Consider the following 16,958-nt stretch of genomic DNA (forward strand, 5'->3'; position numbering starts at 1 on the left):
GCATCCTGGTCGTCCTTCCGGAACAAGCTCCGCTACAAAGCGATCGCGCACGGCGCACGGGGCCACGTTCGAGGAAGTCGACGAAAGCGGTTCCACCCAGTCCTGTTCGGCGTGCGGGTCGAAAGACAGCACGACGCGGCCGAAAGGTATCGCGGGACTGAGAATAAGAGAGTGGGCCTGCAGTGACTGTGGTGTCGAGCATGATCGAGATACCAACGCTGCGTTGAACATTCTCCGATGCGGACGTGCATCGCCAGGTGTGGGAATCCTCTGCCTTTAGGCGGACGAGGACGTCAAGAAGCGGAACTCCCGGAAAGGTCGCGCGCGCGCCGGGCGGTGACCCGCTCCGGCCGCGCGGCGGCGTCACGCAGCGGCGTCAGGCATTCCACCATACGTGCTCGGCGAACATGAAGCCCATCATCCCGCCCGTCGGGATCGAACCGAGGCCCGCGAGCCGCTTGTCGTATCCGTCGAGGAAGCTGATGAACGCCGGAATGCCGACCCGGCCCTGCTGCGCGACGATCACCTGCATCTCGCCGTACATCTGCTTGCGCTTCGCGTCGTCGGTTTCCGAACGCGCGGCGAGCAGCAGCTGGTCGAACTTCGCGTTCTTCCAGCCCGACTCGTTCCACGCCGCGTCCGACTTGAAGAACTGCGTGAACAGCACGTCGGCGCTCGAGCGCGGGTTGATGTTGCCGAACGTCAGCGGGTGCTTCATCCAGTGGTTCGACCAGTAGCCGTCGGGCGACGCGCGGTTGACCTGCAGGTTCAGCCCGATCTTCTGGCCGGCCTGCTGCAGCAGCACGGCCATTTCGATCGACCCGTTCGCGTCGGACGTCGCATAGACCGGCGGCAGCGCCGCGCCCAGCGCGCCCGCCTTCTGGAGCAGGAATTTCGCCTTGTCCGGATCGTACGGCCGCTGCGGCACCGACGGGTTGAAGTAGCGATGCCCCGGCGGAATCGGCTGGTCGTTGCCGACCACCGAGTAGCCGCGGAACACCGCCGAGCGGATCTGCTCGCGATCGAACAGGTACTTCATCCCTTCGACGAAATCGGGGTTCGAGACGATCGGGTTGTCGCTGCGCATGATCAGGTCGGTATAGAGCCCCGACTTCGTTTCCTTCAGCGCATAGCCGGGCGTCGATGAAACCCGCTGCGTCGAGCGCGGATCGATCGCGTTGATCAGGTGCACGTCGCCCGACAGCAGCGCGTTCAGGCGCGCGGCGCTGTCGCTGATGCCGATCAGCTCGATCTGGTCGAGGTACGGCATGCCCGGCTTGAAGTAGCTGTCGTTGCGCACGCCGACGGTCGACACGCCGGGCTTGAACGATTTCAGCTTGTACGGGCCGCAGCCGATGCCGGTCGCGAAGTCGGTCGTGCCGTCCTTCGTGATCACGAGCTGCGGCGTCGCGAGTATCACCGGCAGGTCCGCGTTCGCGGTGGCGAGCACGAGCGTGACTTCGTCCGGGCCGCTCGCCTTCGCGTCGCTGAACTGGTCGGCGAGCGCCTTGACCTTCGACGCGGTGGCCGGGTTCTTGTGACGCATCAGCGAGAACACGACGTCGGCCGGGCCGACGGGCTTGCCGTCGTGGAACGTGACGCCCTTGCGCAGCTTGATGATCCACGTCTTCGCATCGGTCGTCTGCAGCGATTCGGCGAGGTTCATCTGCGGCGTCAGGCTCGCATCGAGCTGCGTGAGGCCGCTGTAGAACATGAAGAAGCGGATGTAGTCGGCGCCCGTCGAGCCCTTGGCCGGATCGAGCGTATCGGCCGTCGAACTCGATTCGTTCGCGACCCGGATCTTGCCGCCGCGTTTCGGCGCGGGCGCGGCGAAGGCCGGCTGCGCGCCCATCAGCAGTCCGCCGCCACCGGCGGCCATCATGCCGCTCGCCGCCATGATCTTCATCATGTCGCGGCGCGTCAAGCCACCCGTGCCGCCGTTGTCGATATCGTCGCTCATCCGAACTGCTCCTGACTGTAGAAAGTGGGTCCTGGGGTCCAGCGTGGTTCTCGAATCCCGTCGCGCCCGCGTGCTGGTGGCGGGCGTAACGTCGTGCACATGCAATTCATTTAAGCATCGCCAAAATGCGGGTTGTCGCGATTCGAGGCGCCCGCACGATACGAATCGATCGTTTTGGGCCGCCTGCGCAGCATGATTTGCTGCGTGCGCGCACCTGTCGGCGTTTGCCCGATGCGGTGTCGCGGTGGCCGCGTAACCCGTGCCGATACAGGAAATCGTAAAGCCGCGGGTGCCGCAGATTGCGCCGACAAAATTGCCGGTTCGGCATCCGGCGCGCGTTTGGGTCGCGCAAACCGCATGTTTGTGTCGAATGCGGGCCGGCATGCCGGCGACGGGCGAAACGAGCCGCTCGTCGCGGCCGGCGGGCGCGCGCACTTGCGTCAGCGGACGCTCGTCGCGACGGCGCGTCGCGCATGAAAGCTCGGAAGAATGCCGCTCGATCGGAGCGGCTTTGCGGGAACGCAGGAAGATGACGCGGCTGCCCGGAAACCGGGCGCGCAAGCCGTCGAGACGTCACGAGTCGTGATCGCTAGCGGCGGCACGTCCGTCACCGGCTCGTCCGTCACCGGCATGTCCGCCACCGGCACGTGCGTCGCCGGCACGTGCGTCTCCGGCACGTCCGTCACCGGCACATCCGTCACCGGCATGTCGGCGCGCACGCCCGGCCGGTTCCGGCACGGCCCGAAGGAGGCGCGATGATGCGTTGGCTGCGTGCGAGCGACGCGAAGCCGTCAGTCACTCACGCAGCCAGCCGGAACACCGATACGGCGGCCCGCAAGCGCGCGGCCTGCTCGTCCAGCGACGCTGCGGCGGCCGCCGCCTGCTCGACGAGCGCGGCGTTCTGCTGGGTGACTTGGTCCATTTGCGCGACCGCCAGCCCGATCTGTTCGATGCCGGTGCTTTGCTCGGCCGATGCCGCCGAAATCTCGCCCATGATGTCGGCCACGCGGTCGATCGAGCGGACGATGTCCGTCATGCGCGCGCCGGCCGTCTCGACGATTCGGCTGCCGCTGCCCGCCCGCTCGACCGACGCGTCGATCAAGCCCTTGATGTCCTTCGCGGCCGCGGCGCTGCGTTGCGCGAGCGAGCGCACTTCCGACGCGACGACGGCGAAGCCGCGCCCTTCGTCGCCGGCTCGCGCCGCTTCGACCGCGGCATTGAGCGCGAGAATATTGGTCTGGAATGCGATGCTTTCGATGACGACCGTAATGTCGGCGATCCGCACCGACCCATCCGAAATCTGCCGCATCGTTTCGACGACCTCCTGCACCGCGGCGCCGCCGAGTTCGGTCGCCTCCTTCGCTTGCGTCACGAGCGCATTCGCCTGGCGTGCATTGTCGGCGTTCTGTTTGACCGTCGACGTGATCTGCTCCATGCTCGCGGCCGTTTCCTGCAGCGACGCGGCCTGCTGCTCGGTGCGCTGCGACAGATCGAGATTGCCTTGCGCAATCTCGCCGGTGCCGACGGCAATCGAGTGGGTCGTGGTCTGGATCTCGGCGATGGTCTCGGCCAGCCGCGCCTTCATGTCGCCCAGCGCGACGAGCAGGCTGCCGGGCGCGGCGTGGGTCGTATCGAACTGCACATCCAGTTCGCCGGCGGCGATACGGGCGGCGATCCGCGTCGCATGCGCCGGCTCCCCGCCGAGCGTCCGTTTGACGCTGCGCAGTACGCCCCACGCGATCGCCGCGAGCGCCGCGGCGATCACGAGCGTGACGGCGCCGAGCACCATCGCGAGCCGGGTAAACGCGGCATTGATGTCGTCGTAGAAGAATCCCGTGCCGATCCACCAGTCCCAGTCCGGAATCGCGACCACGCCCTGGAGCTTCGGCTCGACGTCGGCGTCGGGGCTGCGCTTGACCAGCACGTCGACGAGCGCGAAATGCGCTTGCGCCATGCCCGCGCGGTACGCTTCGCTATCCGTCAGGCCGCTGGTCGTGCGGTTGCCCTTCGCGCGCGTGCCGATGAAATTCGCGTTCGGATGCACGAGGTTGACGCCGTGGGCCGTCGTGACCCAGAAGTAGCTCTTCGAATTCGCGTTGAGCGCCGCCAGCGCGGCCTTGGCCTGCTGCTGCGCCTGCTCCTGCGTGAGCGTGCCGTTCGTCTGCATCGCGCGATACGAATCGACCAGATGCTCGGCCTTGGTCAGCAGGATGACGAGCTCTTCGCGGCGGCTGTCGATCAGCGCGTCGCGCAGCGTGTGCAGCGACAACGCGGCGAGCAATACGATGCCGAGCAGCGCCGCGGCGACGAGCATCAGCAGTTTCGTGGACAACTTCATGCGGGGGCCTCGCAATATTAACCGTTCGGTACAGATATCGGCCCCGGCGGCCCGAGCTTGAACGACTCAATATTGGTAATTACCCTCGTTTCGTCCGCTGATCGAACGCAAGAGGGGACGCGGCCATCCCGGCTGCCTCCCCTCGCGCATCTCGACGAATCGGCCGGCGCAGGCGGCTTACAGCCCGAGCTGCGTCGCGAGATGGCCGATGTCGGACACTTCGTAATAGTTGTAGAACGGCGTGCCCGGCTCGTGGCCGCGGTTCACGAACGCCTTGTGCTTGATCCCCAGATCCTCGGCGGTCATCAGGTCGTAGCGCAGGCTCGACGACACGTGCAGCACGTCCTCCGGCTTGCAGCCGAGCTTGTCGAACATGTATTCGAAGCCCTGCATGCGCGGCTTGTACGACTGCGCCTGCTGCGCGGTGAACACCGCATGGAACGGCGCGCCGAGCTTGTCGACGTTGCTCATGATCTGCTCGTCCATCGCGTTCGACAGGATCACCAGCTTGTACTTCGTCGCCAGCCGCGACAGCCCGGCCGGCACGTCCGGATGCGGGCCCCACGTCGGCACCGCGTGATAGAAACGCTCGGCCTCGGCTTCGTCGAACTTCACGCCGACCCGCGCACAGGTGCGGCGGATCGCGTTGACGACGACGTCGCGGTACGGTTTCCACGCGCCGAGCACCTCGTCGAGCCGATAGGCGGCGAACGCGCGCACGAAGTCTTCCATCGCGACGGGCGACAGCCGGCCCGCATAGATTTCGCGCGCCGTCTCGGCCATCCGGAAATGGGTCAGCGTGCCGTAGCAGTCGAAAGTGATGAACTTCGGTTCAAACTGGATCATGGTGCGTCCTGTCGGTGTGAAGCCCCGGCAGGGCCGGGGACGGGCTGGGTTCAACGACATTGAATCAAGGCAAAAAATCGTTCGGGCATCGTTCGGCGCCGCTCAAAACGCAGAATCGCCGCGTGTTGCCCGGCGCGTGCAGCACGATGTGCGGCGCGTTCCGTTCGGCGCGGCCGGGCCGGCCGGCGGGCTTGCCGCCACCCGGGCGGAGCGTGCCGGCCGGTGCGGCCTGCAGGCAAGCGGCAGCGACACCGTGCATGAATCGTAGTGCCGTTCCCACAGCAGGAGCTGTCGGATTGGCGGGCCGCGCCGGCACGTTCCGCGCGTTCGTTCGCGCCGATCGAGCGGGTTTGCATCGATCGCGCGCAAGCGGCCGCCGCGGCCCGAAAACAGGCGAATCGTCCTATCCGCGCCGCCGAGGCGCTGGCAGAGTCGACCTGTCATTCCCACCCATCCGGAGTCCGGCGTGTCCGACCTCAATCCTTCCCGCACGCTTACCTATCGCCCGTTCACCGAAACGGACCTGCCCGCCGCGCATCGTCTGTCGGAAGCCGTCAAGTGGCCGCACCGGCTCGACGACTGGCGCTTCGCGCTCCAGCTCGGCAGCGGCTTCGTCGCCGAAGATGAATCCGGCGTCGTCGGCACCGCGCTCGGCTGGCCCTTCGGCGACGCGCACGCATCGCTCGGCATGGTCATCGTGTCGCCCGAGCACCAGGGCCGCGGCATCGGCCGCGAACTGCTCGCGCGCGTCGTCGACAGCCTCGGCGCGCGCACGATCTTCCTGCATGCGACGCCTTCCGGCGAGCCGCTCTATGTGAAATTCGGCTTCGAAGCGATCGGCACGATCGACCAGCACCAGGGCGCCGCGTTCCAGCCGCCGCTGATCTCGCTGCCGCCCGGCGAGCGCCTGCGCCCGCTCGGCACCAACGACGGGCCGCGCCTCGCGGCGCTCGCGTCGCGTGCGGCCGGCTATCCGCGCGACGCCGTGATCGACGCACTGCTCGGCGTCGCGAACGGCATCGCGCTCGACCGCGACGGCGAGCTGCTCGGCTTCGCGCTGTTCCGCCGCTTCGGCCGCGGCCACGTGATCGGGCCGGTGGTCGCGCCCGACGCGCTGCGCGCGCAGGCGCTGATCAGTCACTGGCTCGCGCTGCACGAAGGGATGTTCGTGCGGCTCGACGTGCCAGGCGACAGCGGGCTGTCGGACTGGCTGCAAGGGCTCGGGCTGCCGCGCGTCGATACCGTCGTCGCGATGGCGCGCGGCGCGGCGCCCGCGCGCGATCCGGCGCTGCGCGCGTTCGCGATCGTAAATCAGGCGCTCGGTTGAGCGGTACGCACGATGAGCTTTCTCTACAAGGCCGACCCGGTGCGCGGCGCGCAATGGGCGCAGCGTTTCGCGCAACGCGCGCCCGATCTTCCGTTCCGGATCTGGCCGGACATCGGCGACGCTGAAGCCGTCCGGTATCTCGCCGCGTGGCAGCCGCCCGACGATCCGGTCGCGCTGCTGCCGAATCTCGAAGTCGTGTTCTCGGTGGGCGCCGGCATCGATCAGTTCGACCTGTCGTCCGTGCCCGTCCATATCCCGGTCGTGCGGATGATCGAGCCCGGCATCGTCGAAGGGATGGTCGAGTACGTGACGCAGGCCGTGCTGACGATCCACCGCGACCTGTTCGACTATGCAGCGCAGCAGCGCGACCAGGTGTGGCGCGACAAACCCGTGCGCGCGGCCGCGTCGCGCCGCATCGGCGTGCTCGGGCTCGGCTCGCTCGGGCAGGCCGTGCTCGACATGCTGCGCCGCTTCGGCTTCCCGTGCGCGGGCTGGAGCCGCACGTCGCGCTCGCTCGACGGCATCGACTGCTACGCGGGCGACGCGGGGCTCGACGCGTTCCTCGCGCGGACCGACATCCTGATCTGCCTGCTGCCGCTCACCGACAGCACGCGCGGGCTGCTCGGCGCGCGCGTGTTCGATGCGCTGCCGGCCGGCGCGTCGCTCGTGCAGGTCGGGCGCGGCCCGCAGCTCGACGACGCCGCGTTGCTCGCGGCGCTCGCGAGCGGCCGGCTCGACAGCGCGATCCTCGACGTGACGGACCCCGAACCGTTGCCGGCGGGCCATCCGTTCTGGACGCATCCGCGCATCCGCATCACGCCGCACATCGCCAGCGCGACGCGGCCCGACACGGCCGTCGACGCCGTACTCGCGAACCTCGCGCGCCATCGTGCGGGCCAGCCGATGATCGGCGTCGTCGATCGCGTGCGTGGTTACTGACGCACCGGCGCACGCAGACGGCCCCGCGGGGCGCGCAGCAGAAAATGCCGAAGCGCCCCGCACAAACGCCGCGTTCATACGTTTCAGACTGCAAATTGAAGACGCGTGCGGATTTCTCGCCCGGTAGCATGAACGCATCGCTGACACCCCGACGAGAGTCCCGCCCCGCCATGAACCAAGCCGCGCTGATCGAAGCCGATCGTCAACACCTGATCCACCCCGTCGTCAACTACCGTGCGCACGAAGCGCGCGGCGTCACCGTGCTCGAATCCGCCGACGGCGTGTTCCTGCGCGACGGCGCCGGCAACACGCTGCTCGATGCATTCTCGGGCCTGTGGTGCGTCAACGTCGGCTACGGCCGCGACAGCATCGTGAAGGCCGCCGCCGAGCAGATGGCGAAGCTGCCGTACGCAACCGGCTACTTCCATTTCGGCTCGCAGCCCGCGGTCGAGCTGGCCGAGCGGCTGGCGTCGCTCGCGCCGCCGTCGCTGAACCGCGTGTATTTCACGCTCGGCGGCTCGGACGCGGTCGATTCCGCGATCCGTTTCATCACGCACTATTTCAACGCGACCGGCCGTCCGTCGAAGAAGCAGATGATCGCGCTCGAGCGCGGCTATCACGGCTCGTCGTCGCTGGGCGCCGGCCTCACCGCGCTGCCCGCGTTCCATCGCCATTTCGACCTGCCGCGCGCCGACCAGCACCACATCCCGTCGCCCTACCCGTACCGCCATCCGCTCGGCGACGATCCGCAGGCACTGATCGCCGCGTCGGTCGCGGCGCTCGAAGCGAAGGTCGCCGAACTGGGCGCGGACAACGTCGCAGCCTTCTTCTGCGAACCGGTGCAAGGCTCCGGCGGCGTGATCGTGCCCCCGGCCGGCTGGCTGAAGGCGATGCGCGACGCGTGCCGGCGCCTCGACATCCTGTTCGTCGCCGACGAGGTCATCACCGGCTTCGGCCGCACGGGCCCGCTGTTCGCGTGCGAAACGGAACAGGTCGACCCCGACCTGATGACCGTCGCGAAGGGGCTGACCGCCGGCTATGCGCCGATGGGGGCCGTCCTGATGTCCGATGAAGTCTATGAAGGGATCGCGGGCAGCCGCGCCGATACGGCGGTGGTCGGGCACGGCTATACGTATTCCGCGCACCCGGTCAGCGCCGCGATCGGCCTCGAGGTGCTGAAGCTGTATCACGAAGGCGGGCTGCTCGCGAACGGCCAGGCGATGGCGCCGCACTTCGCCGCGGGGCTCGATGCGCTGCGCGCGCATCCGCTCGTCGGCGACGCGCGGTCGGTCGGCCTGCTCGGCGCGCTCGAACTGGTGGCCGACAAGGCGCGCAAGACGCGCTTCGATGCGGCGCTGAACGTGCCCGACAAGATCGCCGCGGCGGCGTACGCGAACGGCGTGGTGTTTCGCGCGTTCGGCGACGGCACGCTCGGTTTCGCGCCGGCGTTGAGCTTCACGGCGGGCGAGTTCGACCTGATGTTCGAGCGCGTGCGCCAGACGCTCGACGACGTGCTGGCCGACGCCGGCGTGCAGCGCGCGCTGGACGCCGCCCACGCGCTGCCGGCCTGACGGGCCAAGGGAAAGCCGGGCTTGTGGCGGCCATCGTTCGACTCTAAAGTAACCGGACATTCCATTTTTCCCTCTCACGTGAACATGACGGACAGCAAGCTGGATCGCATCGACCTGCGCATCCTTTCCCAGTTGCAGAAGCGCGGCCGGATGACCAACGTCGAACTGGCCGACGCGGTCGGGCTGTCGCCCAGTCCGTGCCTGATCCGCGTGAAGCGGCTGGAAAAAGCCGGCTACATCGGCGGCTACGGCGCGCACATCCAGCTCGAGAAACTCGGCGACGTGCAGGTCGTGTTTACCGAGGTCACGCTGGCCGACCACCGGCGCGAGGATTTCGACCGCTTCGTCGCGGCGATCCGCAACGTCGACGAGATCGTCGAATGCCACCTCGCGAGCGGCGGCTACGACTATTTGCTGAAGTTCATCACGCGCAGCGTGAGCCATTACCAGACGATCGTCGAAGGGCTGCTCGAGCAGAACATCGGCATCGAGAAGTATTTCAGTTACGTGATCATCAAGTCGCCGTTCGTCAAACGGCACTACCCGCTCGAATCGCTGTTCGGCGAACGTCACTGACGCACGGCGTGCGGCGCACGGCCCCCTCCAACGCGGCAGCATGCTCGCCTCGCGGGGTCGCCGCGCGCCCGCGCCGCCGCCGACCGGCTTTCTTCAAGGACCTGTCATGCCGCTTACGCTGTCCCGAACCGAACTCGTTCGCACCGCCAACCTGATCGACGGCGCATGGCGCGACGCGCTCGACGGCCGTCGCTTCGACGTCACCGATCCGGCGACGCTCGACACCGTTGCCCACGCACCCGACAGCGGCGCCGCCGACGCGCGCGCCGCGACCGACGCAGCCGCCCGCGCATTGCCCGCGTGGCGCGCGACGCCGGCCCGCGAACGCGCGGCGATCCTGCGTGCGTGGCATGCGGCGATCGTCGCGCATACCGACGATCTCGCGAAGCTGATGTCGCGCGAACAGGGCAAGCCGCTCGCCGAAGCGCGCGGCGAAGTCGCGTACGGCGCGTCGTACGTGCTGTGGTTCGCCGAGGAAGCGACGCGCACGTACGGCGACCTGATTCCGCAGCAGCAGCGCGGCAAGCGGCTGAGCGCGGTCAAGGAGCCGATCGGCGTCGTCGCCGCGATCACGCCGTGGAATTTCCCGCTCGCGATGATCGCGCGCAAGATCGCGCCGGCGCTCGCGGCCGGCTGCACGGTCGTCGCGAAGCCGGCGGAGGACACGCCGCTGACCGCGCTCGCGCTCGCCTTCCTCGCGCAGGAAGCCGGCGTGCCGCCCGGCGTGCTGAACCTGATCGCCGCGTCGCGCGAACGCGGTATCGAAGCGGTGGCCGACTGGCTCGCCGACGGCCGCGTGCGCAAGATCACGTTCACCGGCTCGACGGCGGTCGGCAAGCTGCTCGCGCGCGAATCGGCGGCGACGCTGAAGAAACTGTCGCTGGAGCTCGGCGGCAATGCGCCGTTCATCGTGTTCGACGATGCAGAGCTCGACGCCGCGGTCGACGGCCTGATGGCCGCGAAATTCCGCAACGGCGGCCAGACCTGCGTGTCGCCGAACCGCGTGTACGTGCAGGCCGGCGTGTACGACGCATTCGCCGCGAAGCTCGCCGCGCGCGTCGCCGCGCTGAAGGTCGCGCCGGCGACGGACCCGGCCGCACAGATCGGCCCGATGATCAACGCGCGTGCGGTCGACAAGATCGCGCGCCACGTCGGCGACGCGGTCGAGCGCGGCGCGCGCGTGCTGACGGGCGGCAAGCGCCTGACCGAGCTCGGGCCGAACTACTACGCGCCGACGGTGCTCGCCAACGCCACCGCCGACATGCAGTTGACCTGCGAGGAGACCTTCGGCCCGGTCGCCGCGCTGTTCCGCTTCGACACCGAGGACGAAGCCGTCGACGCGGCCAACGACACGCCGTTCGGGCTCGCCGCGTATTTCTACACGCAGGACGTGCGGCGGATCGCGCGCGTGTCGGCGCGGCTCGAAACGGGCATCGTCGGCGTCAACGAGGGCGCGCTCGCGAGCGAGGCCGCGCCGTTCGGCGGCGTGAAGGAATCGGGCTACGGCCGCGAAGGGTCGCGCTACGGCCTCGACGATTACCTGTCGATCAAGTATCTGTGCCAGGGCGGGCTCGACTGAAGCGGCGCCGCGTGCGTGCCCGCGTTCCCGTGACGTGTGCGGGCGCGGGCACGCGGGCGTGCGGGCGGGCGTGCGCCGTCGCCACGACCGCATGCGCGCCCGCGCGTGCACACCCGCCGTGCTCGGCCATCCGTCCGTGCCGTCGGCACGCGGGCCCCGCCGCACGCGTTGATGACACGGCCGCGGCCATCCCGCGACATGCCGGCCTCGATTTCCGCGCACATCTGCCGTTAACCCGGATTTGACCCGCGCCGCTGCCCTCGCGGCCGGCTTTCCTGCACGAGCGCGAGCATGCCTGCATCCACTTCGATCGAGAAAATTGCCGACTGGGCCGGGCGCCATCACCTGATCGTCGGCGCGATCGGCACGCTGATGTCGATCGCCGCACTCGGCATCAGCGCGGCAACGCTGTGGGCGGCGCGCAGCGAAGTCGTCGACCATGCGCACGAGACGTCGCGCAACGTCGCTGCGGTGCTGGTCAGCGAGATCGGCCGCACCGTCGAAACGTCGAACAACGCGCTCGTGTCGCTCGCGGCGAATCTCTGCAACCCCGCGATCGTGCGCATGGACGCCGGGCTGCGCCACGACGTGTTGTTCGAGCGCACGGCCGCGCAATACGTGACCGGCATGGGCGTCACGGACCGGTACGGCCACCTGATCGACGGCTGTTGCGGGCCCACCCACAACTGGGACTTCAGCGATCGCGACTACTACAAGGTCCATCGCGATGCGGACAACGTCGGCCTCTACGTGTCGGAGGCGTATCGCGCACGGTCGCGCGGCGGCACGGAATCCATCGCGCTGTCGCGCCGCCTCGAGCGGCCCGACCACACGTTCGACGGGATCGCGGTGGTCGCCGTCGACCTCGCCTACTTCGACCGGCTGCTGTCCCGCCTGGACGTCGGGCCGCACGGCGTCAGCGCGATCGTGCGCGCGGACGGCACGATCCTCGCGAGAAATCCGCCGCTCACCGATCACCAGATGGTGCGCCTGCGCCGGTCGAAGTCGTTCGAGCGGATGGTGAGCCAGGAAGCGGGCTTCTATGCGGCGCGCTCCAGCATCGACGGCATCGTGAGGCTGTATACATACCAGCGGGTGCCCGGCACGCCGCTGATCGCCGTCGTCGCGCCGGCCGAGCGCGACGTGCTGGCCGGCATCACGCGGCTGTCGTGGACGGTCGGCGTGTCGGCGTCCGTGATCGGCGCGCTGTTTTGCGCGGTCATGTGGCTGCTCGCGTTCGCGCTGCGCGACAACCTGCGCAAGCAGACGCTGCTCACCGACCTCACGCGCACCGATCCGCTGACGGGCCTGCACAACCGCCGCGCGCTCGATGCGGCGCTCGCCGACGAATGGGAACGGCTGCAGCGCGGCAGCGCAGGCAGCCTGTCGGTGCTGTTCATCGACGCCGACCACTTCAAGCAATACAACGACCGCTACGGCCATGCGCAAGGCGACACGGCGCTGCGCTTTCTCGCCGAATGCATCCGCGCGAACGTGCGGCGGCGCGGCGACATCGCCGCGCGCTACGGCGGCGAGGAATTCGTCGCGGTGCTGCCCGATACCGACGAAAGCGGCGCGGCGGAAGTCGCGGAGGCGATCCGGCGCGCCGTCGAACAGAACCGGCTCGACGACTTCGATGCGACGATTCCGCCGTTCACGGTCAGCATCGGCTGCGCGACCGGCCATCGCGCGCACCCGCGCTCCGTGCATGCGCTGTCGCATCAGGCCGACCTCGCGCTCTACGCGGCCAAACGCCAGGGCAGAAACCGCGTGTGCCGCGCCGAAGGCGAGTCGCTCGCAAACGTTCAGCAGCGCGAATTCACCAAATAGTGAGAATTCTGCGCCGCCGACCGCGGCCCGCAACAAATCCTTAACGGCTGCGTCACGAGCGACGCCGACAATCCGCCATCTTCGACCCTCAGGATGGAGTTTTGCATGCTTGCGTCACGAAGCCGTTTCCCGCTGCACGTCGCAGCGCTGTCGAGTGCGATCGTTCTTGCTGCGTGCGGCGGCGGCGGCGACGACGTCGCGTCGCCCCCCGCGACCAGCGCGGCCATGCCGGCACCGCCGGCGGACCCCGGCTTCGTCGACAGCGCGCCCGTGCCGAGCGTGCCGGCCTTCGTCGACAACATCGCGACCAACCAGCGCGGCGACGCACGCTATGCGACGCTGTCGACCAACGCTGCGGTGCGCGTGGTCAGCCGCTTTCTCGACCTGTGGCAGCCGTCGACGATGCTCGTCGACGCTGGCGTGAACGCGCCGGCCAACGGCGCGTTTCCCGCGATCGTGGCGTCGACCTGCTCGGGCCTGCCGACGAGCGGCACGCCGTGCGGCACGATCCTGAACGCCCCGGTGCTGAGCGCCAACGTGCAGTACGTGATCAATGCGACGACCGCACGCACGCAACAGCAGGCCGACGCCGCGTACTTCGACGACCGGCGCGGCAAGGGCTACAGCGTGACCGACGGCATGGGGCCGCTCACCGACGCATGGCGCGCCGCGGCTCGGCAAACGACGAGCATCACCAGCATTCCCGCCGATGCGACCACCGTGCTGTACAACGATGCCGGCAACAACGTCGGGGTCGGCAGCAGCACCAACGCGAGCTTCGGCAAGGTCGTCGACCTGCTCAACGAGATGGGCAACAACGCGTCGACCGAGCCGTCGAAGCGCTTCTACAAGTATGCGCGGCCGTACCGCTGGAGCACGAGCGTCGTCGTCGCGCCGACGCTCGTGCCGGCCGAAAGCACGACGCCCGCCACCGACGGCGGCTTCATCAGCGGCCACACGGCCGAAGCGATGCGCGACGCGACGACGATGGCGTGGCTCGTGCCGGAGCGCTTCCAGGAGATGGTCAGCCGCGGCCTCGAACTCGGCGAGAACCGGATCCTCGCCGGCATGCACGCGCCGCTCGACGTGATCGGCGGGCGCATGCTCGCGCTGGCTGTCAGCGCGGCGAACCTGACCGCGTACGCGAGCGACGCGCAGGCCGCCTACGGCCAGGCCCACCAGACGCTGCAGCAACTGACGGGGACGACCAGCTCGACGTTCGCGGCATACGCGCACTCCGGCACGACGGCCACCGACCGGTTCGCCGATTACACCGCGAACAAGGCCGCCTTCCTGCGCCGCATGACGTTCGGCTTCGGCACGATCGAATCGACCGACGCGCCGCCCGTGGTGCCGAAGGGCGCGGAAATCCTGCTGCAGACACGCTTCCCGTATCTGAGCGCCGATCAGCGGCGCGTCGTGCTGAAGACCACCGAAGTGCAGTCCGGCTATCCGGTGATGGATGATGCGGAGGGCTGGGGCCGGCTGAACCTGTTCGCGGCGGCCGACGGTTACGGCGCATTCAACGGCAACGTGAGCGTGTCGATGGACGCGTCGCAGGGCGGCCTCAATGCCGCGGACCTGTGGCGTAACGACATCGGCGGCGCCGGCAAGCTGACGTTGCAGGGCAGCGGCACGCTGACGCTCGCGGGCAACAACAGCTATACCGGCGGCACGCAGGTGAGCGGCGGCACGCTCGCCGCTGCATCGGCGAGCGCGTTCGGCACCGGCGATGTCTATGTCGGCTCCGGCGGCAGCGTCAGGATCGCGGCCGCGGCGCCGGTCACGATCGCGACGCGCTACACGCAGCTCGACAACACGACGCTCGAACTCGACATCGACGGCAACGGCGGCGGCCGGCTGCGCGTGGGCGGCGCGCTCACGGTCGCGGGCGGCACGCTGCACGTGAAGTTCGTGAACGGCTATGCGCCGAAGGCCGGCGACACGATCGCGCTGATCGACGGCGCGGCGGCTTCCGCGAAGTTCTCGACGGTGACGGTCGACGGGTTCAAGGCGACGCCGGTTTATACGGCGACGGGGGTGTCGGTCAGGTTGTCCGCGTCGTAATCGTGGGCTGCGCGGCGGGACGTTCATCGCTTCGGTTCGCGTCGAACGTCCCGCCGCGCCACCGTGCGAGCCCGTGTCAACGTGGCTCGAGGCCGCTGCGTTGCAGCGCGCAGCGGCCGGTGCGCTGTTGAGGAACGCGACGAACGCGCGCGACGCGGCAGCCGCTTGCGCGTGCGCGGCGATCGCCGACGAGATCACGCTCACCTGCTGCACGCCGACTGGCAGCGGCCCCGCGAAATCGATGCCGGGCGTGACCTTCAGTTCGCTGACCTGCTGCAGCCCGAGCTCGGCGTCGCCACGCGCGAGCGCGGTGCCGACCAGCTCCTTGCCGCGCACGCGCACGCTCTTCGATTTCATCTGCTCGGCGATTCCGAGTTTCTCGAACAGCGTGCCGACGATGTAGGTGCCGCGCGCGCCTTCCGAGAACGCAACCGATTTCGCATGCAACAGCGCGTCGCGCAACGCGTCGACCGTGCTCAGATCGAATGACCGGATGACCGAGGCAATGCGCGAGCCGGTAGCAGGCACGCGCATTGCTCGCTGCGACGGATCTTCAGCGGACATCCGGGCATCGACGTGACGGAAAAATCGGGCACGATTCACATCGGCATATCAGGCTGGCGCTACGACGGCTGGCGCGGCTCCTTCTACCCGAAAGGCCTGAAGCAGGCTGCGGAATTGCGCTATGCATCCGGCCGGATGCAGACGATCGAGATCAACGGCACGCATTACAGCCTGCAAGCGCTCTCGAGCTGGCGGCGCTGGTACAACGACACGCCGGAGGATTTCACATTCAGCGTGAAAGGCGCGCGCTACCTGACCCACATGCTGCGCTTTCGCGACGAAACGGCAACGGCCGCATGCGCGAATTTCTTCGCACAGGGACTTCTCGCGCTCAACGACAAACTCGGGCCGATCCTGTGGCAATTCCCGGCGTCGCTGCACTTCGATCCCGAGCATATGGAACGATTCATGAGCCTGTTGCCGCACGATACGCAAGCCGCCGTCGCACTAGCGGAACAGCATGACCGCCGGGTCAAGACGCCCTATCTGGAGATCGACCGCAAGCGCACGTTGCGGCACGCGATCGAAGTGCGTCATGCAAGCTTCGTCGACCCCGCGTTCGTGAAGCTGCTGCGTCGCCACAAAGTGGCGCTCGTCGTATCGGATTCGACCGAGCCGTGGCCGCAGTTCGACGACCTTTGCGCGGATTTCGTGTACATGCGGCTGCACGGCACCGAAACGAAATATTCAGGCGAATACTCCGACGCATCGCTCGAGCACTGGGCGCGCAGAATCGAGTCGTGGCGCCGCGGCGAACAGCCTGGCGACGCACGCCTGATCGCACCGGACCTGGCGCCGCCACACGCGCGAACGCGCGACGTGTACTGTTACTTCGACAACGACGTGAAAACGCGCGCGCCGTTCGACGCGCTGCGCCTGATGGAACGCCTCGACGTGGACGCGCACGACGCCGCGGCCTGAGGAAGCGACACGCCGTGTCGCGCAGGCCGCACGATTAACCCGAACCGCAAGGAGAACAACGATGACGCTGCTTATCTACCTGGTCGGCTGGATCATTTTCATCGCCGGTGTCGCGTGGGGCCTCGTGATGCTGCACGTGTCGCAGCACATCATCGAGATCGTCGCCGTCATTCTGCTCGGCATCGCGGTGATCACCGGCGCGACGCGCGCACGCAATCGCGACCGGACGTAGGCGACCGGCGCGTATCAATCGGGCGCGCTGTCACCGCGCCCGATTGATACGCGCCCGATCAGGCCGGGAGCACTCGCCGCGCGCGGCCCGCGCATCGGCACCACCGCTGCGGCCTGAACACCTTCGCCCCCGTTCCGCAAGCTGCCCTTCAACTCAAACACAACGAGTTGAACTTACTATTGCAAACACGTCTCATTTGCATTAAATT

Annotated in this window: 14 protein-coding genes and 2 pseudogenes; 12 read left to right on the plus strand and 4 right to left on the minus strand. The window is 68.3% G+C overall.

Annotation, left to right across the window (positions count from 1 at the left end; all coding sequences use genetic code 11):
- A pseudogene (locus O1Q03_RS35715) lies at positions 1-280 on the plus strand (zinc ribbon domain-containing protein); the annotation flags it as partial.
- A 96-nt stretch (positions 281-376) separates the two neighbouring features.
- On the opposite strand, the gene O1Q03_RS35720 reads toward O1Q03_RS35715, so the two are convergent.
- Positions 377-1,960, minus strand: coding sequence for an ABC transporter substrate-binding protein (locus O1Q03_RS35720; protein ID WP_269509881.1), 1,584 nt, complete (start codon positions 1,958-1,960; stop codon positions 377-379).
- A gap of 489 nt (positions 1,961-2,449) precedes the next feature.
- Between O1Q03_RS35720 and O1Q03_RS35725 the strand changes: the two genes are divergently transcribed.
- A complete protein-coding gene (locus O1Q03_RS35725) occupies positions 2,450-2,719 on the plus strand; it encodes a hypothetical protein (RefSeq protein ID WP_269509884.1) in 270 nt (89 codons plus the stop codon).
- A gap of 40 nt (positions 2,720-2,759) precedes the next feature.
- On the opposite strand, the gene O1Q03_RS35730 is transcribed toward O1Q03_RS35725, so the two are convergent.
- Positions 2,760-4,298: a methyl-accepting chemotaxis protein gene (locus O1Q03_RS35730; protein ID WP_269509887.1), complete on the minus strand. Its 1,539-nt coding sequence runs from the start codon at positions 4,296-4,298 to the stop codon at positions 2,760-2,762.
- A 177-nt stretch (positions 4,299-4,475) separates the two neighbouring features.
- The gene (locus O1Q03_RS35735; RefSeq protein WP_269509890.1) at positions 4,476-5,144 is read right to left on the minus strand and encodes a haloacid dehalogenase type II; all 669 of its coding nucleotides are present in this window, start codon (positions 5,142-5,144) and stop codon (positions 4,476-4,478) included.
- On the opposite strand from O1Q03_RS35735, the gene O1Q03_RS35740 reads away from it, so the two are divergent.
- The 8 genes from O1Q03_RS35740 to O1Q03_RS35775 all read left to right on the plus strand — a co-directional run bounded on the left by O1Q03_RS35740 (position 5,119) and on the right by O1Q03_RS35775 (position 15,033).
- Positions 5,119-5,412, plus strand: a complete 294-nt coding sequence (locus O1Q03_RS35740; protein ID WP_269509893.1) for a hypothetical protein — start codon at positions 5,119-5,121, stop codon at positions 5,410-5,412. The two genes, O1Q03_RS35735 and O1Q03_RS35740, sit on opposite strands and share 26 nt — an antisense overlap.
- A 198-nt stretch (positions 5,413-5,610) precedes the next feature.
- Positions 5,611-6,471, plus strand: a complete 861-nt coding sequence (locus O1Q03_RS35745) for a GNAT family N-acetyltransferase (RefSeq protein ID WP_269509896.1) — start codon at positions 5,611-5,613, stop codon at positions 6,469-6,471.
- A gap of 12 nt (positions 6,472-6,483) precedes the next feature.
- Entirely contained in the window at positions 6,484-7,410 is a 927-nt protein-coding gene (locus O1Q03_RS35750) for a 2-hydroxyacid dehydrogenase (RefSeq protein ID WP_269509899.1), read from the plus strand.
- A 170-nt stretch (positions 7,411-7,580) separates the two neighbouring features.
- A complete protein-coding gene (locus tag O1Q03_RS35755) occupies positions 7,581-8,981 on the plus strand; it encodes an aspartate aminotransferase family protein (RefSeq protein WP_269509902.1) in 1,401 nt (466 codons plus the stop codon).
- 84 nt (positions 8,982-9,065) lie between these two features.
- Complete coding sequence (locus tag O1Q03_RS35760; protein WP_006749694.1) at positions 9,066-9,557, plus strand: Lrp/AsnC family transcriptional regulator; 492 nt, start codon at positions 9,066-9,068, stop codon at positions 9,555-9,557.
- Positions 9,558-9,663: 106 nt separating this feature from the next.
- On the plus strand, positions 9,664-11,136 hold the full coding sequence (locus O1Q03_RS35765) for an NAD-dependent succinate-semialdehyde dehydrogenase (protein ID WP_269509908.1): 1,473 nt from the start codon (positions 9,664-9,666) through the stop codon (positions 11,134-11,136).
- Positions 11,137-11,427: 291 nt separating this feature from the next.
- Positions 11,428-12,966 (plus strand): GGDEF domain-containing protein, encoded by a 1,539-nt coding sequence (locus O1Q03_RS35770; protein ID WP_269509911.1) that lies wholly within the window; start codon positions 11,428-11,430, stop codon positions 12,964-12,966.
- A 105-nt stretch (positions 12,967-13,071) separates the two neighbouring features.
- Positions 13,072-15,033 carry a phosphatase PAP2 family protein gene (locus O1Q03_RS35775; protein WP_269509913.1) on the plus strand — a complete coding sequence of 654 codons (1,962 nt, stop codon included), beginning with the start codon at positions 13,072-13,074 and terminating at the stop codon, positions 15,031-15,033.
- A gap of 168 nt (positions 15,034-15,201) precedes the next feature.
- On the opposite strand, the pseudogene O1Q03_RS35780 reads toward O1Q03_RS35775, so the two are convergent.
- Positions 15,202-15,597, minus strand: a pseudogene (locus O1Q03_RS35780) (substrate-binding domain-containing protein); the annotation flags it as partial.
- A 12-nt stretch (positions 15,598-15,609) separates the two neighbouring features.
- On the opposite strand from O1Q03_RS35780, the gene O1Q03_RS35785 reads away from it, so the two are divergent.
- Both O1Q03_RS35785 and O1Q03_RS35790 read left to right on the plus strand, forming a co-directional pair.
- Positions 15,610-16,518 (plus strand): DUF72 domain-containing protein, encoded by a 909-nt coding sequence (locus O1Q03_RS35785; RefSeq protein WP_269509917.1) that lies wholly within the window; start codon positions 15,610-15,612, stop codon positions 16,516-16,518.
- A 61-nt stretch (positions 16,519-16,579) separates the two neighbouring features.
- On the plus strand, positions 16,580-16,750 hold the full coding sequence (locus tag O1Q03_RS35790) for a hypothetical protein (RefSeq protein WP_185733534.1): 171 nt from the start codon (positions 16,580-16,582) through the stop codon (positions 16,748-16,750).
- Positions 16,751-16,958: the final 208 nt, after the last annotated feature.

The sequence above is a fragment of the Burkholderia sp. IMCC1007 genome (assembly GCF_027257875.1).
GTDB lineage: Bacteria > Pseudomonadota > Gammaproteobacteria > Burkholderiales > Burkholderiaceae > Burkholderia.